The organism is Streptomyces sp. 3N207, assembly GCF_052246355.1.
Classification (GTDB): Bacteria; Actinomycetota; Actinomycetes; order Streptomycetales; family Streptomycetaceae; genus Streptomyces.
Map to the genome: position 1 here is coordinate 101,749 of NZ_JBQQBV010000013.1, position 18,665 is coordinate 120,413.

Annotated in this window: 19 protein-coding genes, 1 tRNA gene and 3 pseudogenes; 13 read left to right on the forward strand and 10 right to left on the reverse strand. The window is 67.2% G+C overall.

Annotated features, from left to right (window positions below; all coding sequences use genetic code 11):
* The first annotated feature begins 369 nt into the window (after window positions 1-369).
* Window positions 370-693: a hypothetical protein gene (locus tag ACTWP9_RS21085; RefSeq protein ID WP_443247784.1), complete on the forward strand. Its 324-nt coding sequence runs from the start codon at window positions 370-372 to the stop codon at window positions 691-693.
* A 466-nt stretch (window positions 694-1,159) separates the two neighbouring features.
* On the opposite strand, the gene ACTWP9_RS21090 is transcribed toward ACTWP9_RS21085, so the two are convergent.
* Together ACTWP9_RS21090 and ACTWP9_RS21095 are read right to left on the reverse strand one after the other, a co-directional pair.
* A tRNA-Trp gene (locus ACTWP9_RS21090) sits at window positions 1,160-1,245 on the reverse strand.
* Between the two features lie 77 nt (window positions 1,246-1,322).
* Window positions 1,323-1,614, reverse strand: a pseudogene (locus ACTWP9_RS21095) (transposase); the annotation flags it as partial.
* 129 nt (window positions 1,615-1,743) lie between these two features.
* On the opposite strand from ACTWP9_RS21095, the gene ACTWP9_RS21100 reads away from it, so the two are divergent.
* Genes ACTWP9_RS21100 through ACTWP9_RS21110 form a run of 3 tightly spaced genes read left to right on the forward strand, consistent with a single transcriptional unit; the run spans window position 1,744 to window position 3,371 of the window.
* Complete coding sequence (locus tag ACTWP9_RS21100) at window positions 1,744-2,544, forward strand: helix-turn-helix domain-containing protein (protein ID WP_443247785.1); 801 nt, start codon at window positions 1,744-1,746, stop codon at window positions 2,542-2,544.
* A 10-nt stretch (window positions 2,545-2,554) separates the two neighbouring features.
* Window positions 2,555-2,956, forward strand: a complete 402-nt coding sequence (locus ACTWP9_RS21105; protein ID WP_443247786.1) for a VOC family protein — start codon at window positions 2,555-2,557, stop codon at window positions 2,954-2,956.
* Complete coding sequence (locus ACTWP9_RS21110) at window positions 2,928-3,371, forward strand: integrase core domain-containing protein (protein ID WP_443247898.1); 444 nt, start codon at window positions 2,928-2,930, stop codon at window positions 3,369-3,371. Before ACTWP9_RS21105 ends, ACTWP9_RS21110 begins: the two co-directional genes overlap by 29 nt.
* A gap of 595 nt (window positions 3,372-3,966) precedes the next feature.
* Here ACTWP9_RS21110 and ACTWP9_RS21115 read toward each other — a convergent pair.
* On the reverse strand, window positions 3,967-4,296 hold the full coding sequence (locus tag ACTWP9_RS21115; protein WP_443247787.1) for an Imm49 family immunity protein: 330 nt from the start codon (window positions 4,294-4,296) through the stop codon (window positions 3,967-3,969).
* An 854-nt stretch (window positions 4,297-5,150) separates the two neighbouring features.
* Window positions 5,151-5,383, reverse strand: a pseudogene (locus tag ACTWP9_RS21120) (NF041680 family putative transposase); the annotation flags it as partial.
* 170 nt (window positions 5,384-5,553) lie between these two features.
* On the opposite strand from ACTWP9_RS21120, the gene ACTWP9_RS21125 reads away from it, so the two are divergent.
* The 3 genes from ACTWP9_RS21125 (at window position 5,554) to ACTWP9_RS21135 (ending at window position 7,441) form a co-directional block, all read left to right on the forward strand.
* The gene (locus ACTWP9_RS21125) at window positions 5,554-6,084 is read left to right on the forward strand and encodes a hypothetical protein (protein ID WP_443247788.1); all 531 of its coding nucleotides are present in this window, start codon (window positions 5,554-5,556) and stop codon (window positions 6,082-6,084) included.
* A gap of 36 nt (window positions 6,085-6,120) precedes the next feature.
* Window positions 6,121-6,645, forward strand: a complete 525-nt coding sequence (locus ACTWP9_RS21130) for a hypothetical protein (RefSeq protein ID WP_443247789.1) — start codon at window positions 6,121-6,123, stop codon at window positions 6,643-6,645.
* Between the two features lie 583 nt (window positions 6,646-7,228).
* On the forward strand, window positions 7,229-7,441 hold the full coding sequence (locus ACTWP9_RS21135) for a hypothetical protein (RefSeq protein WP_443247790.1): 213 nt from the start codon (window positions 7,229-7,231) through the stop codon (window positions 7,439-7,441).
* 92 nt (window positions 7,442-7,533) lie between these two features.
* Here ACTWP9_RS21135 and ACTWP9_RS21140 read toward each other — a convergent pair whose 3' ends face one another.
* Complete coding sequence (locus ACTWP9_RS21140) at window positions 7,534-7,791, reverse strand: hypothetical protein (protein WP_443247791.1); 258 nt, start codon at window positions 7,789-7,791, stop codon at window positions 7,534-7,536.
* Between the two features lie 484 nt (window positions 7,792-8,275).
* Between ACTWP9_RS21140 and ACTWP9_RS21145 the strand changes: the two genes are divergently transcribed.
* Window positions 8,276-8,482 carry a hypothetical protein gene (locus ACTWP9_RS21145; protein WP_443247792.1) on the forward strand — a complete coding sequence of 69 codons (207 nt, stop codon included), beginning with the start codon at window positions 8,276-8,278 and terminating at the stop codon, window positions 8,480-8,482.
* A 59-nt stretch (window positions 8,483-8,541) separates the two neighbouring features.
* Here ACTWP9_RS21145 and ACTWP9_RS21150 read toward each other — a convergent pair whose 3' ends face one another.
* Complete coding sequence (locus ACTWP9_RS21150; protein WP_443247793.1) at window positions 8,542-9,132, reverse strand: peptidase inhibitor family I36 protein; 591 nt, start codon at window positions 9,130-9,132, stop codon at window positions 8,542-8,544.
* Between the two features lie 622 nt (window positions 9,133-9,754).
* Here ACTWP9_RS21150 and ACTWP9_RS21155 point away from each other — a divergent pair.
* Window positions 9,755-11,353, forward strand: a complete 1,599-nt coding sequence (locus tag ACTWP9_RS21155; protein WP_443247794.1) for an ISL3 family transposase — start codon at window positions 9,755-9,757, stop codon at window positions 11,351-11,353.
* A 74-nt stretch (window positions 11,354-11,427) separates the two neighbouring features.
* Here ACTWP9_RS21155 and ACTWP9_RS21160 read toward each other — a convergent pair whose 3' ends face one another.
* Window positions 11,428-13,404 carry a hypothetical protein gene (locus tag ACTWP9_RS21160; protein ID WP_443247795.1) on the reverse strand — a complete coding sequence of 659 codons (1,977 nt, stop codon included), beginning with the start codon at window positions 13,402-13,404 and terminating at the stop codon, window positions 11,428-11,430.
* Window positions 13,405-13,537: 133 nt separating this feature from the next.
* On the opposite strand from ACTWP9_RS21160, the gene ACTWP9_RS21165 reads away from it, so the two are divergent.
* The 3 genes from ACTWP9_RS21165 to ACTWP9_RS21175 all read left to right on the forward strand — a co-directional run bounded on the left by ACTWP9_RS21165 (window position 13,538) and on the right by ACTWP9_RS21175 (window position 15,919).
* The gene (locus ACTWP9_RS21165) at window positions 13,538-13,867 is read left to right on the forward strand and encodes a hypothetical protein (protein WP_443247796.1); all 330 of its coding nucleotides are present in this window, start codon (window positions 13,538-13,540) and stop codon (window positions 13,865-13,867) included.
* A 269-nt stretch (window positions 13,868-14,136) separates the two neighbouring features.
* Complete coding sequence (locus tag ACTWP9_RS21170) at window positions 14,137-14,565, forward strand: hypothetical protein (RefSeq protein WP_443247797.1); 429 nt, start codon at window positions 14,137-14,139, stop codon at window positions 14,563-14,565.
* Between the two features lie 793 nt (window positions 14,566-15,358).
* Window positions 15,359-15,919 carry a nitroreductase family protein gene (locus tag ACTWP9_RS21175; protein WP_443247798.1) on the forward strand — a complete coding sequence of 187 codons (561 nt, stop codon included), beginning with the start codon at window positions 15,359-15,361 and terminating at the stop codon, window positions 15,917-15,919.
* 17 nt (window positions 15,920-15,936) lie between these two features.
* Here ACTWP9_RS21175 and ACTWP9_RS21180 read toward each other — a convergent pair.
* Window positions 15,937-16,191: pseudogene (locus ACTWP9_RS21180) on the reverse strand (IS5/IS1182 family transposase); the annotation flags it as partial.
* On the opposite strand from ACTWP9_RS21180, the gene ACTWP9_RS21185 reads away from it, so the two are divergent.
* Window positions 16,187-16,351, forward strand: a complete 165-nt coding sequence (locus ACTWP9_RS21185) for a hypothetical protein (RefSeq protein WP_443247799.1) — start codon at window positions 16,187-16,189, stop codon at window positions 16,349-16,351. The pseudogene ACTWP9_RS21180 and the gene ACTWP9_RS21185 sit on opposite strands and share 5 nt — an antisense overlap.
* Before the next feature lie 82 nt (window positions 16,352-16,433).
* Here ACTWP9_RS21185 and ACTWP9_RS21190 read toward each other — a convergent pair whose 3' ends face one another.
* Together ACTWP9_RS21190 and ACTWP9_RS21195 are read right to left on the reverse strand one after the other, a co-directional pair.
* Window positions 16,434-17,081, reverse strand: a complete 648-nt coding sequence (locus ACTWP9_RS21190; RefSeq protein WP_443247899.1) for a dihydrofolate reductase family protein — start codon at window positions 17,079-17,081, stop codon at window positions 16,434-16,436.
* Between the two features lie 873 nt (window positions 17,082-17,954).
* Window positions 17,955-18,635 (reverse strand): NAD(P)H oxidoreductase, encoded by a 681-nt coding sequence (locus tag ACTWP9_RS21195; RefSeq protein WP_443247800.1) that lies wholly within the window; start codon window positions 18,633-18,635, stop codon window positions 17,955-17,957.
* Window positions 18,636-18,665 lie beyond the last annotated feature (30 nt).

The following is an 18,665-nucleotide window of genomic DNA, read 5'->3' on the forward strand; positions in this document are numbered from 1 at the left end:
GTTCGAGGCCGAGTAACCCTACGGTCGCGAACCGGCCTTTCGGATACGGGGGAGTTGGGGCCCTGAGGGGGCGCTCCGGGGCGCTTGGGAGTCTGCGGGGCTGGGGGGCGTGACGCGCCGGCCGATTCGCCGAATCGGATCACTCGATGACCGCGCATGCCATGAATTTGTGTCAGAAAACGGACAGAGAATCTCGTACTCATCCGTGGATTAATGGTGATGTTCAGGGGAATAGTTGCTTATCCGCCTGGACTTCGGCGGTGCTGTACTGGGACACTAACCTCCCCCTGCTCGCGAGATGCAAAGCGTCTTTATGTCCGAGCACATGGGACCGTAATGCACTACTGAAGACTCATAAGGTACTGAACTGTGCGAAAGAATTTTTTGGGAACCCGGACCCTCGCCGTCGGCGGCGTCGCCGTTCTCGCTCTCACGCTGTCTGCCTGCGGCGGGCCCAGCGAGTCGGACGTGCGTGATGCGTTGAAGAAGGACATCGGCAAGGTTATGAAGGGGGTCCCGCAGGCCAAGCAGGACAAGATGACCGACTGCCTGACGGACGTCATGATGGAGGACGCGGACCAGGACGACCTTCAGAAGTACGTCGACGGCGAGATAAAGATCGACGACGTGAAGGCCGAGGACGGCAAGGACACCGACGACAGCTCCAAGAAGTGCGCCAAGGAAGCGATGTAACAGGCGAACGTCGCATCGGTCGCTGATCGAACGTCACGCACAGATTCCCGCATTCCGGGCGCGTGCTGCCCGGGAGTTCGGCGGCCTGCCATCGGCCAAGAAGACGGCAGGCTGAGCGACGCCGAAGCGTCCGCTCTCCGCCTCGTGGCCGCGCATACCGACCTGGTTCACACCTGCCGGTGCGGCACCGAAGTCGGAGGCCGCGCAGGTCACAGCCTTCCAGTCCGGTGGCGCTGCTACGCGCAGCGTTTTCGAGGGCAATAGAAACAGGCGAACGCCCTCGTGGACCTCGAGCTGAACGCCAGCGACGAGTAGCCGGGGCCAACAGGACACCCACGGCCTTCTCGCTCGACCACACAGGCTGGTCAACGCTGGAACTGAGTGGGACACACTGGCACACGCGATCACACAGAAGGGGCGTCCGTCGACCGGGCGCCCCTTCTGACGCGCGCCTTCTCTCCCAGTGCGGAGGCGGTGGGATTTGAACCCCACGAAGGTGTTGTCACCTCTACGGTTTTGGAGACCGCAGCTCTGGCCGCTGAGCTACGCCCCTTGGCTCCGCGCGTGTCGCGATGCCGCGGAAGCCCTTGAGAGCGTTCACGTTGCGCTCGACTTCGTTCCTGCGTGCGGTCGATCCGGCCCTCCGCGTCAGCATCGGCCTGGACGGCCCGCATGGCCTTCTCCCAGGTGTCATCTGCCGACCACCTTCGATGCCTGTCATGGCACGTCTTCCACTTCCCGAACCGAGTCGGCAGGTCCCTCCACGGGATATCCGTCCGCTACCGATCAAGATGCCGTTGATCACCTTGCGATGACACTTCCACCGCCCACCCCGACCGATGTTCCTCGGCAGCTCGGCTCCAACCGCGCCCATTCCTTGTCCGAGAGATCGCCCCACTCCGGTCCGAACGACTCGGGCATGAGCCGGTCACACAACCCCTCGGAGACCCCACAGTTGTTGCGGGACAGCACGTCAATGACGCGCCTGCGCGGGTCGGCTTCTACGACCAGACAGTCTTCAGGTTCGTCAGGCGATGCGAGAATGCAAGAGTGGAACTGTTCCAGGCATGTCGTGAGGCTGGCATTGGTGTGGTTGCCGCCAGCGAACATGTCGGTCCGCCTCGTTTGCACAGGGCCGTACCGGCTCTGTCCGCTCGACTGGTCGTCAGCCTGGGTGCTCCCATCGAGGTCCAATACGACGGACACGCCCGCCACATGCAGGCAGTTGTTGCCGGGCTGATGCGACCTGGGGCTGTCACCCCTTCCCTCACCCTTCGGTCGAACCAGCCGACGGTATACGTGGAACTGTCCCCTCTGGCCATGCACCGTCTCACTGAAATGCCCCTCGGTGAGCTGGATGCCGGGGGTATCGACGTCGATGCCCTCTTGCCGTGGGTGAGTCGGTTGAATGAGGAACTGGCGACTCACCCGGCCGAGCAACGAGAGTGGCTCATGCGAGTTCGTCTCCTTGAACGCCTGGAGCGAGCCAACCAGACCACCGTTCCCCAGGACGCCCTCGAACCGCTGAAGATCATTGCGGCAAGCGGCGGGCGGGTGTCTGTTGAGGAGTTGGCTCGACATGCGCACCTGAGTCCGCGTCACCTGCGGTACGTGATGCGGCGTGCGCTCGGTATCGGGCCGAAATTCGCCTCACGCGTTGCACGCTTGGCCGCCGCGGTGAGTCGGGCCGGCGATGGGGCCGACTCTTGGGCCCGGATTGCAGCCGAGAGTGGCTACCACGATCAGAGTCACCTCGTGCGTGACTTCAACGACCTCATGCAGACGACGCCGTCCGCTTGGTTGGCGGAGGAACGCCGAAATCTACAAGGCTGGCGCCGTCCGTCCCCGTGACCATCGGGCTATGACCAGTGAACTTCACCCCAAGCTGCTCGTGTCCGATGCCGAGGCAGCGATCGACTTCTATACCAAGGCCCTGGACGCGACGTTGGACCTTCGAGTGGCGGATGAGCAAGGCGTGGTGAACCACGCCGAGCTCACTGTTGGATCAGCGACTCTCGCCTTGGCACAGAGCGTCAAAGAGTGGGGGTGGAACGACCCCGACTCCGTGGGCGGCTCGCCCGTCCTCATCACAGCCAATGTGCCCGATCCGGATTCGACAGCAGCTCGCATGGTGCAGCTGGGAGCCGAACTGGTGATCCCGATCGAGAACCGTCCGTACGGCAAGCGACAAGGCAGGGTCCAGGACCCCTTCGGACACCTGTGGGTGATCAGTGGTGATCTCCGTCCGGGAGGCCGAGAGTGACGATCACGGAAAACGGTGCCTGCTACCGATCAGGCGACTTCGCGCACATCGTTGGCAACCACACCCGGCACCGGAGGACCAAGCGGTCCACCCCGCGCACAACGGGAACGCTGAGAGGCACAACCGCATCCTGGCCGAGGAACTGCTCTACGCCCACGAGTTCACCAACGAGGACGCCCGGGCCACCACGATCGCGGTATGGAACTCCCACCACAACTACCACCGACCACACGGCGGGGCGGTGTCGGTGGCCGACCACCTGCGTCAAGGCTCCAGGAAGGCGTCACCAACCTCCAGTCCTGCTACAGGCCCCGCAGGCTTAGCCAGCGTAGCTCTGCATCCGTGGTGTCCCGGCCGTTGTGCCGGGGCGCTGCCGACGGTGGGGTGGAGGAGCCCGCGGGTCAGGAGCGGATGACCGCCATGTTGACGACTGCCTCAGCGTGCGGAAACCGGCAGCCACGGCGTGCCGGTTCTGACCGGCAGCTCTAATCGGCACTGATGCCGGTCATGGAGGAGGTGTCGTTCTGGGACCTGAGCTTGTCCGCGATCTTGTCGAATGCGGCCACGTCCCGGATGGACTCAGCCCCGGGCGGCGGTCCCGCGAGGGCGGGACCGGTGCCGACCAAGTCGGCTGCGGCTGCCAGGACTGTGGCAGCGACTGCGGTACGTACGCGCAGCGTGGCTCCGGAAGCGTGACGCTTGCGCGAACGCTTCCCCGGGACCGGCGTCAGGCAGCAGACTCACTTCACGGCCTTCGTCTCGATCGGTGCACCTTGGTCGGAGCACATGATCAGACGAAGGCCGCTCCAGCGTCCGGCGAACGCCCAGGTGAGCGGCCTAGTTCGAGGCTCAATTCGACCTCGGACAGAACAAGCTGATGGTTCCCTAACGTCTTGTCGTCTCCCAGATCGAGTCGAACCGAGGGCCGCGCACACGGGGCGAGTCGGCTGGCCAGCAGTCAGGACTCAAGCTGAGGCAGCGCCCGTAGACAGTGCATTGCGGGGGCCGGGTCAGGCTTTGACCGGCGCCGCGCCTTCCGGGGCGCTCAGCAAATTCTGTGGCAGGTAGGCCGAGCGAATGCGCAGGTCCCAGCCGTGTACTTGGACTACTGGTGCGGCCAGAGCGATGGTCTTGTGCGACAGGAGGCTGCGCGGCGCCGCATCGGCGGGTGCGCTCTCCCGGTGCTGGATGAGACGCAGTTCCAAGGCCCGTTCGAAGGCCGACTGGTCATCCTCCAGGAGCACACGCAGAAGACGCTGGTCCGGTGTAAGAGCGTCGAAGGCGTCCAGTTGCCCAGTCCCCTCGGTGCGCTCGTCGGCACTCGGCTTGCACAGTGTCACCGACGGCCAGCCTGGGGTCAGGTGTGGGTGCACTGGGCCGCAGTACGCAGGACGATGCCTGACGAGGCGGTGTCGGGCTCGGGGTCCGCCACCGTACGGGCGGCTACGTGGTCGAGGAGTTCATCGCGCATGCGATGCGGCAGCGCATCGGTGTAGCAGTCGTAAAACATCGGCAGGCGCGGAACTGCGACCAGACACTCCGCGCGGCAAGTCAACCCACCAAAGGTTGAAAAGCAAGCTCAGCGAAGCGCACACGGTGAGTGACGACTGACGCCGGATCGGTCTCCGCTGCCAGGCACCTTGTCCCGCGGTCCGTCGCATGGGCCGCTGCGCATGTGCTGCGGCGGGTGTGCCGCCTGGAACAGGCGCCCGGTTGGCGGGGCTCGGTTGCCCGGCAGTCTGTCCGGGGGCTAAAGGTTCTCGACCACTGCTACCGCGTCGGCGAGTGGCACGTCGGGCACCTGCTTGCGCAGCATGCGGACGGCCTGGATGCGGCCCTTGGTGTCCCGGACGGTACGGATCGCCGTGCTGTCCAGAGCTTGTAGCAGGGCGTCGCGGGTTGGGTACGCGCGCTCATATCGCGCTCTGCGCTCGCGTGATGTCTTGCGGCTCACGATGGGGCCGAGGATGACAGTAACCCCGCCGCTGCCGAGGCTGATCAGTATGAGTACGAACGCGGTGTCGGCCGTGAGCCGGTAGTACGAGAGCGCAGCCCCCAAAAACGAGGCGAGCACCGTCACGGCCACCACCGACCGGAAGAGTATGCGCAGCACAGGAAGCATCAAGCGCAGAACTCTAACAGCCACCATGTGGCCCCGGACGTGACGAGAAGCCCCCCACAGGGCTGACGCCCCGGCCCTGTGAGCCTGGGTGTGGGCGGCGATGATCAGCCAGGTCCACAGGTCGGCCATGTCGGGATTCCTGACCTCGGGGCGGTCCACCCCAGGGTCTGTTTCATCAGCCGGAAGGTGTGCTCCAGGTCGAAGCGGCGGAGGAAGGACTGCCATCAGCGATCCATGACCGCCGGTGCGGCGGCGGTGGCCGAGCACCACAGCCAGACCGGTTTCGGGTCACGGTCACCGGGCAGACAGGGACGGCCACCGACACCCGGCTCTATGGAAGGCGACCGCGCAGGCGTGGGACCGGCTGCACCCGCGGCCGACGCGCCGGGCGGCGTGGATCGACCACGAGGGGCCGCTGCCCATCATCGAACGTACCGTTATCCGGCTTCGAGTGGAGAAGTTGCCCAGCGGAGGCGTGAACAAGCCGGTCTGGCTGTGGTGGTCCGGAACCGGCGGCACCGCTGAGGACATGGACCGATGCTGGCAGTCGTTCCTCCGAAAATTCGACATCGAGCACACGTTCCGCCTGCTCAAGCAGACCCTGGGCTGGACGAAGCCGCGGCTTCGTGATTCCTCGGCGGCGGACTGGTGGACGTGGCTGTTGATCGCCGCCCACACTCAGCTCCGCCTCGTCCGGCCACTGGTTGCCGACCTGCGTTGGCCCTGGGGAGGGAAGCCAGCCCCATCGAACAAGCTCACCCCGGCCCGGTCCAGCGGGGTTCAGGAACCTGTGCGCGAAGGCGCCGTCACCAGCGCGTGCACCAAAACCTTCCCGGCCCGGCCCCGGCTGCCCACCCGGTTCGAAGAACCAACATCCGTCACGACGCCACGACGCCACGACGTGGGACGAATCCTCGCCACCGGCGAGACATACACCCGCCCGACTCACCACAAGAAGGGCACCAAGCCCCGGCGCGTCATGGCCTCAACGACAAGCACAGGGTGACGACCTGTTTCCCCCATGCCTCGCTATCGTGTGCTGATGGCAGAGTGGATCAGTGTCTATGGCCTCCACCCAGTAGGGCTCAACGCAGAGGCGATGCGCCGCGACCTGGATACTGCCGACCTGTGGACGGAGGCAGAGATGCTCGGTTTGTCCGAGGACGAAGTTGACGCGGCGGCCGAGTCAGCGCTGTGCCACCTGAGGGTCGATCCCACCGGGGAAGACGGGGCGATCCAAGTGCGCTGGAAGCCCGAGGGAAGACCGATCCAGATCAAGAGCTTGACTGGCCCGGAAGCTCAGGATCAGATCGCCGAGACGCTGGCGGAGCACCTGCCGCCAGCTACTTGTCCGGGCCTGGCACGTGTGCGCGACCACGTAGGCCAGGCCCGACAGGTTGTGAACCTTGAGATGGGCATTGAGGATGCACAGCATCTGGGCGCGGCACTCAGTGGGCTGCTGGCATTCTCACTCGCTGAAGCCAGTGACGGGCTCGTATGGTTCTTCGACCGTGACTGGGCGGCACCCGCTGATCGAGCAGTGACGATTTGGACACCTGACGAGTAGACAGGCCCAAGCCTCCTTCCGGCTTGGACTTAAAAAGCAAGCTGAGTCCGAGCGCAGGTGGTGCCGAAGCGATGTGGGCCCCTCACCGGGGAGCCTCGCGTGCAGCCTCTTACCGTGTGCCTGTCCGGACGCAACGGCCCCGGCCCGAGGACGGGGAACCTTGGACCAGCTCACGATGTCGTGCCAGGTCCCGGCTGCGGCCCTGGCTGCTGGGCGTGGGATGGCAAGGGTGTCGTCACCTTCACCGGGGAGGCCGCTGAGCAGGCTGGCTCGACGCCGGCCGCGATTGACCGGTGGGCCGAGCGTCGTGCCCAAGGGTCGGAGGTCCCGTGAGGTTCCGGTAGGAGCCCTTCTCTCGCCGTGTCACGCTTCAGCGGACAGGCATCGACGCACCTGTCCGACCACTTCGGAGAGCCCGGCCCACGCGCATCTGCCGTCGTTCGCTTATCCGTGGGGTGGACGTTCGTGCACGCTGGTCAGCGAGCGTCGGCTTCAGCGCAGGTCGTTGGTCGGGGCACAGGATCGGACGACGGCCAGGTTCACCTCCCACGACCACGTTCGTGGCATCGTTCGAGATCGGACCATGGGCGCCGGAGCCGGCCGAGCGGTTCTCGCCGAGGACCTGGCCCGGAGCCCGTGGGACAGAGCGGTCTTCCGCGCTTCACTGCGCCATCTCCCGCCGCGGGTTCGCGCGGGGCGGCTCACCGAAGTTCCCGCCCCGGCCGCCGAGTCCCTGGACCAGGAGCTCGTGCTCCGGCTGCGCGTCCGGCTCGATACGCTCTCGCCGGTCACCTGAACCCTCCCCGCTCACGTCACCACCCGCTGGATCACGCGGAAGGTGAGAGCTCTCCGCCTCACTGGTTCGTCGCCACCAGCCGTTGGAGACCACTACGCGGCACAGGTCGGGCGGCGCAGCCGCACGCGGCCCGAAGCCACACGGTGGTGTCCCGCCCTTTCCACGAGGGCTTGGGCGCCGTCGCCGAGGAACAGTTCGACTTCGCCGAATGCGACAGTGCCCTTCACGTCCCACTCGCTCACCCCGTGCTCGGCGATGCGGTGGTGCAGCTCCTGGTGAGCCTGCTCCGCCTCGCCGGAGGGCGGCTGTCCCTCGCCCAGGGTGTCGGTGAACCGGCGTGGCCTCCGCACGAGTAGCAGGACGACACTCCGGTGTCCGGTCGCCGTACAGGTCGTCCAGGTACTCGTTCTCGTCGTCCGGGTCGAAGGCCGGGCCGTGCTCCCGTTGCAGGGTGCGGACCAGTTCCACGCGGTCTGCCATGGACATACGCTCCAGCTCGGCCAACTCGCAGCGCAGCGTCGTCGCGCAGTCCCCTGCCGGGGCCTGTGCCCGGGCGGCCGAGGCGACCGGCACGGGTCCGGCCAGCATGGCCAGCGCCACCACGACGACCCGAGCCGACCATGACAGCTGCCCCGTGTGCATGGGGTCCCCCTCTCCAGGGACCGCCGTGCGAAGCCCCGTATGCCCAAACATTCCAGCAGCTCCTCTCCTGAACTGCCCTGGGAACGCGTCGTGTTGGGAGATGGGGGAGCGGTGGTTGGAGGGGGCGTCGAGGCTGCCTCAGGAGAATGGGCCCGGCACCGCATACGGAGGCACCCTGCCCAACACCGGGGCTTGGCTTTCCGCCAGGTGGAGGGCGAGGCCCGGGCCGTCGTCCGCTGTGCTGCCTACGCGGGCCAGAACGTGAGCCTGAGCGAGTTGCGGCGGCAGGGTTTCGGCCTTCACGATAGACGCCGCCCGCCCGCCGACGCGGCCCGGGCCACCGCCTTTCGCGTCTCCACCGGTCCAGCCTACGAGGTCTTCTCCCGGCCCGAGCAGTAAGTGAGGGCCGGGAGAAGATCAGCGTGCCGGGTGCCTTTCAGTTGGCCTGGTGCGCCCCGTCACCGCCAACTGGCGACGCGGGATTCGCCGATTTCGCTGAAATTGAGCGCACCCGTATCGGGGTTCAGCGTTGCCCCGCGTCCCCCGCAGTCAGATTTCGGGTAGAACGTGTAGACGTCACGAGTGTGGTTGTAGACCGACGCGGCAACAAGAGGCGTAGCCCCACACGTCGGCATATTCCACGGGTCGACGTTAATTGGCGTCCCCCGGTAATCCGTGTCTGGATAGAAACAGACATGCTCTGCGGGGCACGACGCTTTGGCGCGAGCCACTGCGCTAGAAGGCGAGTCCGGGCTGTTTGAGGCCTGGGCGCCAGCTGTGAGACCGATGCTCAGCAGGCCGGCCAGCCCCGCAGTAACCATTGCTCGCGGCAACTTGCCTGCCAAGGTCCTCTCCCTCTTCTCCTGCCTGGGTGTAATGGCGTCAGTCATCCGCTTGGTGAAACGCATGTAGTGAACCCCCGGTTCCTCACGGATCGAGCGTGTTTCCGGCCTCGTTGTGCGCAGCTCATCAGCCGGAATCGAGTTCCTCCCCGTTTTGTTGACCTGGTGTTGGACGGTCTTTGAGCAGCTGAACAGCAGTTTGAACATCAAACTCCTCCATTCAGTATGTCCTTTCGATCGGACTTGGTGATGTCCCGCCTCGCCCGGCGGTGGACGCTGTCGGCGAGACCGGCTCGGGCGACGCGGGCTGGTTCCGCCCGAGCCTGGATGCTGGCTTGGCGGGGCGCCGCGGCTTGCCGAGCCGCACTGGGAGCCCACGTTCACGACGCCCATGACGTTACGGAACCGTAGGTCAGCCCCGCGATGGAGCACGCACCCGGATCGGGGGTTCGGAATTCCCGAACCATGGCGAGCAGTTCGAGAATGCTGATCGACGACACGGAAATCCGGTACCCATCGGCCCCCGTCCGCCCGCCAGGTGAACCGCCGCCAACCGCCCGACCATGCGCACCATGTATCCCTGGCAAGCAAGCCCCCCGCCGGACCGGAACGCTGTGGCGATGTCCGCGCGGATCGCTCGGGAGATGAGGTTGCGTCCAGGGAAGTTGAGCCAGAACCGAGTCGTGACGTCAGTTGTTCACGAGTTTGGGTTCTGGATCAGTTTCTGTGGTGCGACAACTCTGCGTGATGATTGATCTTGGTTCTGGCTCTCATGATGTCGCCCGAAAACAGTCGTGGGCAGCTCTGTCGTGGCTGACAGTTCTGCGCCGTGAACGAGATCCTGCTCCGCCTGGAGGAGTTGCTGTTCCTGTCGGCGCCAGAGGTTGCCGTGGTGTCGGCGGATGAAGACGGCGAGGTGATTCGGATTGGAGTCAGATGCCGGACGGCCGGGGCCCTGTGTCCGGGCTGCGGTGCCTGGTCAAGCCGGGTGCACGGCTCCTACCAGCGGTTTCCTGCTGATCTACCGAGCGCGGGGCGCCGTGTGGTGCTGTGCCTGCGTGTCCGTCGGTTCGCCTGCGCGGACGCTTCGTGCGACCGGCGGACGTTCGCCGAGCAGGTCCCGGGGCTGACACGTCGGCACAGCCGGTGGACGGAACAACTGCGGTCGGCCCTGGCTGAGGTGGGCCTGGCTCTCGCCGGCCGGGCTGGCGCCCGCATCGCGGACGTCTTCGGAATCTCGGGCAGCCGCAGCACGGTGCTGCGGCTGGTTGACGGCCTCCCGGAGCCGCCGCCACGGGCTCCGCGGGTAGTTGGCGTCGATGAGTACACGATGCGCAAGGGCAGGGGCTATGGGACGGTGCTGGTCGACGTCGAGACCGGCCGTCCCGTGGATCTGCTGCCGGACCGCGAAGCGCCAACGCTCGCAGCGTGGCTCAGCGAACGTCCGGGCATTGAGGTGATCTGCCGCGACCGGGCCCCGTTCTTCGCCGAAGAAGCCCGCACTGGGGCGCCGACGGCTCCCCAGGTCGCCGATCGCTTTCACCTATGGCACAACCTCAGCGAAGCCGCCGAACGATGCGTGTCGCGGCATCGGACCTGCCTGCGGTCACCGTTCACCCTGCCACGTCAGGAGGCCGCCAAGGCTCCTCAGCCAGCCGACGGGACGGGCAGGTCACCGTGGCCAACAGGGCACCGGTTCGCCGACCGCACACGTGAGAAACATGCAGTCGTCCACGCGCTGCTGGCCGAGGGGCACAGCAGGCGAGCCATCGGCCGCCAGCTCCACATGACCCACCGGACGGTCAAACGTCTCGCTGACGCCGCCGCCCCGGAAGACCTCTTTCAAGGGCAGTGGCAGAACCGGGCTACGAAGCTCGACGACTTCAAGCCCTACCTGCATGAACGGTGGGCCGAGGGCTGCACGAACGCATGGACGCTCTGGGAGGAGATCAAGGCTCACGGATACGCCGGCGGATACGGAACCGTGCGCGCGTGCCTTCTCCCTTTGCGCAGGTCCGCGTCGGCGGACACTCGCCCGCCCACACCACGGACGGTCGCCAGGTGGATCCTCACTCACCCCGATGCCCTCCCGGAGACCGACCGGCTCAAACTCAAGTCCGTCCTGGTGCACTGCCCTGAACTAGACGCCCTGACCAGCCACGTCCGTTCCTTCGCCCAGATGCTCACTCAGCTCCAGGGTGACCGACTCATCGAATGGATGGCGGCGGTTCACGCCGACGACTTGCCCAGCATGCACACCTTCATCAACGGCCTCGAACGTGATCTCGACGCCGTCATCGCGGGCCTCACCCTGCCCTGGAACTCGGGGATCGTCGAAGGTCATGTCAACCGAATCAAAATGATCAAGCGTCAGGTGTACGGGCGAGCTGGTTTCGCGCTCCTCCGGAAACGCGTGCTTCTGGCGTGATGCGAGCACAGAGCGTGATCGACCACAGAAACTGATCCAGAACCCGGCGCAACCTGCGGAACGTGCCGCCACGCTCAGTGGGGACGCGTCCGCCAGGCCCGGGCGAAGAGTTCGGGAAGGGGCCCGGCGACGGGCCGGGAGTAGACCTTGCGCCCGATGACCCGGACCCCGAGCAGCCCGGCCTTCCAGGTCTCCATCGGAGGGTAGAACTTGTCCCCGCCCGCCCAGTCGCCGGGCAGGAACACCCCCCGCCCGGCCCGGGCCCTGCGGTCGGCGACCACCAGACCGGCCTCGACGAGTCCGGCCGCAACGGCCTTGTGGTGCCCGAGAGTCCACTGGTTGAAGCGGCGGATACGGCGGTCGGTGGGCACGGGCAGGGCCAGCAGCTGCAGATACAACGTGGCGGCGTCCGTATCCAGACCGGTGGCGGCGACCGCCTCCTCGAGCACCTTTGGTGCGGACAGCCGCGGATCGGTCTCGTAGCCGCCCGGCGGCAGCGACCCCTCGGTGATGCGCTGCACGATCCGCTCGAACTCGGGACCGCGCAGTCGGCGGACCAGCGCCAGATGCGAGTCCTCCTCGTCGACCACGGCCTCCAAGCGCCGCGAGCGCTCGTCGGCCCCGTAGCGGCCGGGCCGGAAGTACACACCGGGCGCCTCGCGCTCACCGCGCCGGTCGAACCCTGCCTCGGACACGACGACCAGGCCGTCGTCGAGTGTGGGATGGTCAAGCGGCTCTGCGGCGTCCAAGTAGGGCAGGGCGCCGGGGAAGTCCGGCAGCAGTTCCGCCACGGTTCGGCCGCGCAGGCTGCGGCCGCGGGCGGAGAGCAGCAACCCCGGGTGGGCCAGGCGTTCCCGCAGCAGCCGTACGGTCGCGGGGACACCTTGGCGTACGGGATCTCCTTCGGGAAGCTCGGCGTACACCCAGTCGACGGCGTCGCAGACCACGGCGAGCAGCTCCCTGAAAAGGAAACCCTCGTCGCCCTCCCAGCCGCCGCCGCTGATGCTGTTCACCCGCAGCCGGGTGTCCGGGTCGCGGGTCAGCCGCGGCTCGCGCGCGGGATCGGCGAACACGGCGCACACGGCTGCCGGGGCCATCCGCACATCGATGTGCTCGGCGGCGACGGCGAGCGTCGACTCCGGCACGGCGGGGCGTACGCCCTGTTGCCTGCGCCAGGCTTCGGCGACCCGCTCGGCGAGCGCCAGCTGCCCGCCCTCCTGCCACAGCTGCCCGGGGTCCGCGGGCAGCACGTCGGCCAGCAGATCGAGGCGCTCGGCCACCCGCAGGCTCCCCAACTCCCGCTCACCGGCCTCGGCTTCGGACTGCTTGAGCCCCATCACCTTGCGCGCCTCGGCATTGAGGCCCCGGTACCCGTACTTCACATCGGGCATTCCGGCGAGCAGCAGCGCGGCACCGGCCCGGCTCAGCCCGGTCCGCTCGGCGAGCACCGCGGCCGCCGCGCGGTCCCAGGGCGCGGGCCCCTTCTCTCGTACGAGGTGCACGAGGCGCCGCAGCCGGCCAGGTGTGTCCCAACCGGCTGCAGGCACCGGCTCGGTGGCCGTGATCCGACCGGGTGCCGGCGGCTGCGCGGAGCCGGTGCGCAACTCGACGAAACGCTGCCCGTCCCGGCCGGCGCCGATCCCGTGCAGAGCGACCACCGCACCGTCGTGGGTCCGAGCGGCATGCGTGTCCTTGTCGGCGAGTTCGAGGACGCCCGTACGCATCCGGGCGCGAACCTCCGGGTCGGCAAAGGGAGTTTCTGCCCATACGTCCAGCATCGCCAGCTGGACCGCGCGCAGATGGTCCTGCACGTGGAAGGAGCTCGCCCGCAGGGCCACGGCGCCGCACCGGCCGATGAACCGGTACCAGTTCCAACCCCGGTACCGCGCGGGCGCCTCCTCGCCGCTCCCAGTCAAGTAGCCGCCGACCTCGGTGAACGCGGCGAGCGTGCCAGGCATCCAGTGTCCGGCACCTTCGATGAAACCGCTGAGGGCCTGGGTGATCCACTTCTCGTCGAAGGGCTGTGCGGGGCGTATCGGGGTGTGGGGCATGCGGCCATCCTGCCGGATCACGTGCCCGCCTTTCGCCGGTACCCGGCGACCGTGTGGCCCGCGAACTGCGCGCGGGTTGGACCGCCAATGAGCAAGGTGCGGAAGGAAAGGAGCTGGGTGCGGCTCTTCTGGAGTGACGAGCCGAACAGTCAAACGCTACGCGGACGCCGCCAAGCCGGAAGACCTCTTCACCGGTCAGCGGCAGGCCCGAGCCTCGGTCCTCGACGAGTACAAGACCTCCCTCGATGACCGCTGGAATGAGGGTGGCACGAATGCCTGGAAACTGTGGGAAGAGATCGTCCCGCTCGGCTATCAGGGCAGCTACCAGCGCGTTCGCGCCTACCTCCGCCGGAAGTGCACCTCGCCGCGGCCCGTGATGGCGCGGCCGCCCTCGCCCCGGGTGTCGCCAGATGGATCCTTCGCCGCCCGGAAACCCTCACCGAAACCGAACACCTCCACCTGAAGAACGTCCGGGCCAACTACCCCGAGATCGATGCCCTCACCAAGCACATCCAGACCTTCGCGACCATGCTCACGGAGCGCCAAGGCGAGCGGTTCGTTCTCGACACCGGGATTGGTCACTCCCGAGCCGACCCGGTCACTCAGCGTGGCTGCATCACAGAAGCTGAGCCAGAACCTGAGTTTGGGAGGCACCCCGAACCGCCGTCGGGCAACGTTCGCGAGCTTTGACAGCACCGGGCCATGTCAGTGGCCACCGCGACAATGTGCAGCATGCTCAGCACCCTGGTACTGCCAATGCCCGCCACGCTCGTCGACCACCACCGCATCGACCTTGCCGCCAGTGACGGCTGGGCACTCACCACGCATGACGTCAACGCCGCGCCGACCGGGGAGATATACGCCCTGTATGAGGTGCGCCGCTACTACCCCCGCCACGACGAGGAGAACGTGCGCGACCCGACGGAGGCGAACTTCGCCTATCGGATCCTCACCCGCTACACACCTGACGGACAGCCGCAGTCGACGGCCTACTGCACCGCCTGGCCGACCACCTCCGGCCCGTCGATCGCCGGGGAGGAAGACCTGACCCTGGCCGTGCTCCCCGACGGCGCACTCGCCGTCAGCGCGAAGCCGGACTGCACCACACTCATCGCCCCGGACCTGTCCCGCATCGTCGCTCGCTACGCCATGCCCGGGTGACGTGCATTTGAGGACACGGACCGGGCGATCCGTTCGCTACGTCGATCAGCGTCACGCCGGAGGGACGGCTGCTGTGCGTGACCACCGAGTACGGCGTGCAGCGCTACGGCAGCAGCATCGAGAACATCGTCTCCGTCGCGGACGGACCGCTCAGCGCCGATGACAAGCCCACCCTCGAAGCGATCGCCGCACTCGAAGCCGCCCCGGAACACCAGACCGACGTCGACCTGCGGCCGCACGTGGCCTACCGGGGAGCGCCGGTGGGGTTGGACCACCGGCCGCGGCCGTCGCTGAGTGAACTTCCTCTCCACGCCGATCGGCGCCTCCGGTCCGTTGTGGCACCACTCCATGCTGGGCCGCCCCGTACCGTTGGCCGAGGACCGCTTCATCGTTCCCGTCTTCTCCCGGACCTTGCGCGGCGGCAGTCGGGGGCTGGGCTTTTGCTTCGCCGTCCTCGACGACACCGGGAAGATCACCGGGCGCCTTGAGGTCATCCACGCAGGGTTACCTGATGAACCGTCACGTGCCACGGAGCTGCGGCCCCTGGACAACAGAGCGGGCCACCCCTCTCCTGCCTCAGTGCCAGGTTCCTGACCTACAGTGAGCCGTCGCCTTCGAGCGGTCCGAGCGGGCCCGGCCAGGGCGCGTTTCGAGGCGTGATCAGTGTGTAGGCGTGATCAGTGTGTGGGTTTCCTCCTCGTTGGTCTTCGTTCTGGTAGATCGTCCAGCGTGGACGGTGCCTGCGCTCTCACCGGCCGGAATACGCACTCGCGGTCGCCGGTTGCAGCGGAACGTGCACCATCCTCAGGAGCCGCCCAGCGGCATACACCCACTGCTTGCCGGGCGCTTCAGCCCCTACCGGTTCGATCCGTCGGCGGTTGTCGACGACCACGCCCTCGGGCTGCTGCTGGAAGCCGCGCGGTGGGCACCGTCAGCGGGGAACTCCCAGCCGTGGGGCTTTTTCATCGGCAGGCCCGGTGAGCCGGAGCGTGACCGGGTGCTCCCTCACCTTGCACCGAGCTCGGCTCGCTGGGCGACGGATGCGGGCCTGCTCGTGGTCACGCTGACGCGCCGGCACGTCGATGACACGCAGTTGCTCTACTCCGAGTTTGCGGACTACGACCTCGGCCAGGCCATCGCCCATATGACTGTTCAGGCTCAGGCCATGGGGCTGGCCGCGCACCAATTCCGGGCCTTCGACCTGGAAGGGCTCACCAAGGAGCTGGACCCGAACCCGGGCTGGGTGATCGTCTCCATGGTCGCGGTGGGCAAGGCGGCTGGTGGACCTCCGGAGGGCCGTGACCGGCGCAGCGTCGAGCACTTGCGCTCCGCTCCCTGGTCACCGGCGGAGTAACAGCCGAGTCCTGATCCTTGAGCCGCCCGGGCGAGGTCCTTGGTCCAGAGCATCGAGGCACGGAGGTAGAGCCCGGCGAGGTAGCTGTCGGGGGGCCTTGTCATAGCGGGTGGCGATGCCGCGCCAGCCTTGAGCTCGATGATCAGACGCTCGACGCTGATCCTTTCCTTGTAGAGCTCGGCGTCGTGGCTGACGGGCCGCCCACCCTGGGAACCCTTCTTCTGCGGGACGACGGCCTTGATGCCGCGTCTGCGCAGGTGGGCGCGGGTGCCACTGGCTGGCCGCAGAACGCCGAAACTGCTCCCTGGCGATACCTACCTGCTCCTCGGCGGCCTGGGCCGGGGCCTGGCGGGGATCATCGAGACCGGCACCGACTCCTTCCGGCTCGCCACCACCCGGGCACGAGCAGAGGAACCCTCCAAGGCTGGCTGACCGCCCGAGGCGTACTCGATGGCCCGCCTCAGGGCAGCCCCGGGAGGCACAACAACCAGCCGGGGTCAGTCCAGAGGACCGGTCACTTTCGCCAGAACAGGTGGTGCGTCACGCCACTCGGGCTGGGCACGACCTCCAGGTGGAACCGGTCGAGCAGCTCATCGGGTGACTTCCAGAGCCGTAGTCCGGACCCGAGCTGCACCGGCGAGACCGCCACGTGCATGGTGTCGACGAGGTCGGCGTCCAAGAACTCCCGGATGGTGGTGACCCCGCCGCCGAGCCGGACGTCCTTGCCGTGCGCCGCCTCCCGCGCCTGCTCCAGGACCGTGGCCGGGTCGTCGTCGACGAAGTGGAACGGGGTGTCGGAGAGGGTGAATGAAGGACGCTTGTGGTGAGTCATGACGAACACCGGGGTCCGGAACGGAGGCTCGTCACCCCACCAGCCGCGCCACTCGTGGTCATTCCAGGGCCCGCGCTGGGGCCCGAACTTGTTGCGGCCCATGATCTCGGCACCGATGTTGTGCGCGTAGTCCCGCGTGAAGTAGTCGTCGAGGCCCCGGCTCCCCCCGGGATCGGTGCGCATGGGCCAACTCGCCGTGGCACCGGCCCAGGCGAACAGCCTCGCCGGGTCGACGGCGTGACCGAACGGGCTCTCAAGGCTCTGGTCCTCACCGGCACCGATGCCGTCACTCGAGACGTTGAAGTTCTGGACTCTCAGCAGCTGAGCCACGTGCTCCTCCTCTGTTGTCGACATGGTGGTGAGACTTTCCAGACCGCGAAAACTCATCGCTGCATCCGTGACCGGTCAGAAACTGGGCTACCGGATGTCCTGACCTGTGAGCGGCTTCTATGACAGTGAACCTAGTCGTGCGGGGTGACCCCGCTGAGGGTGTTGATGGCCGCACCGGCGCCGGGTGTATGAGGTCGTCGAAGATCGGCAGAACGTCACCCCTCAGGGGCTGCGCCCGTGGAGGTAGGGGTGCCGAGGCGGTTGATGTCTGGGCTGTGGAGGATGTGGGGGCCGCGGCCGTCGAGTCCTACGGCGGCGATCATGGCGCGTCCCAGATGCTCGGTCGTCGTCGTGTGCCGGGGCGCCAGCCGGTGCAGGGCGGGGTAGAGAGGGACCCCGGCCGAAGGGCGTTCAGGGCGGGGCACCCAGTCCGTGCGCACCGTGTGGCGCGGCGGTGGGCGGCGGCCAGCTTTGCGGTCGAGGACGCGGTCGGCCGGACAGGGGCTGCACGCTTCGGAACCCGCTATTGATCCGAAACTCAAAGGGTTCGGTTCGAGGATGTAGCGGACGTGTGGTCCGCCGAAGTAGCCGCGGACGAGGTGTTGCTGGCGTTGGCGGTGGAGGAAGAACGTTCGTGTCTCGGCAGCGAGTTGGGCCTGGTCGCGGGCCCGGCTGTGCTGTGCACCGGAAGGCTCTGTTCGGGATCGACATTTACCAGCTCGTCGGGGTTCAGAGGCCGTTGAGTCCGTTTCTGGTAGAGAGCCCCGTCCGGCCCGCATCACCGCTTCGTCGATGCGGGCCGTCGTGTCGATCACGTTGGATCTGAGCAGCACCTGGCAGTGCGGGAGGAGTGCGGGAGCCTGCCGTCGTTCCTCAGGCTGCCACCAGTTCCGCCGTAAGGAACCCTTCCACGGCCTTTCGCGCGCGGCGGTCGAACTCGGCATAGTGCGCCTCGCGCTCGGCTCCCGCAACCGCGTCGCCGACCAGTAGATTGCCCTCGGCATCGATGCGCTGCGGGCGCTCCTCGGCGTCGGGGAGCAGGGCGACGGAGGAGTAGGAAAATCCGCAGTAATAGGCGATGCCCTCGCTCAGGTTGGTCTCCAGCACGGCCTGCATTCCCTCTGTGATGGGGTCGTCGGACGTGGCGCCGGCCAGCCCCAGCCACAGCATGCGCTTGCCCGCCAGGCGGGGCTTGCTGCGGCCGTAGGCGAATCCGTAGTTCCAAACGCGATCGATCCAGCCCTTGAGAAGGGCGGGCACGCTCTGCCAGTACACGGGGAACACGGCAACGACGACGTCGGCGTCGAGAACACGCTGCATATGGGCCTGGACTTCGTCCGAGTACGGCTTCTCCCGGTTGCCCCAGTCCGGCTGGTCCGCCACGTTCATCCGCGGGTCGAACCCTTCGGCGTGCAGGTCGAGCAGGTCGACGCGGTATCCGGCGGTCTCGAGTCGCGCGGCGGTACGGCGGGCGGTGTGCGCGGTGAGGGAATCGGCCCGATGGTGTGCGGTGACCACAAGGGCGGTCCTGGCAGCGCTGCTGCGGTGCGACACGGTTTCTCCTGGCTGGTCTCGGTCAGTTCG

What these genes read in the sequence shown, in the direction of transcription:
- ACTWP9_RS21130 (WP_443247789.1), top strand. Translation starts at nt 6,121, where the DNA reads ATGGCAGAGTGGATCAGTGTCTATGGCCTCCACCCAGTAGGGCTCAAC.
- ACTWP9_RS21105 (WP_443247786.1), top strand. Translation starts at nt 2,555, where the DNA reads ATGACCAGTGAACTTCACCCCAAGCTGCTCGTGTCCGATGCCGAGGCA.
- ACTWP9_RS21135 (WP_443247790.1), top strand. Translation starts at nt 7,229, where the DNA reads ATGGGCGCCGGAGCCGGCCGAGCGGTTCTCGCCGAGGACCTGGCCCGG.
- ACTWP9_RS21170 (WP_443247797.1), top strand. Translation starts at nt 14,137, where the DNA reads ATGCTCAGCACCCTGGTACTGCCAATGCCCGCCACGCTCGTCGACCAC.
- ACTWP9_RS21150 (WP_443247793.1), bottom strand. Translation starts at nt 9,132, where the DNA reads ATGTTCAAACTGCTGTTCAGCTGCTCAAAGACCGTCCAACACCAGGTC.
- ACTWP9_RS21160 (WP_443247795.1), bottom strand. Translation starts at nt 13,404, where the DNA reads ATGCCCCACACCCCGATACGCCCCGCACAGCCCTTCGACGAGAAGTGG.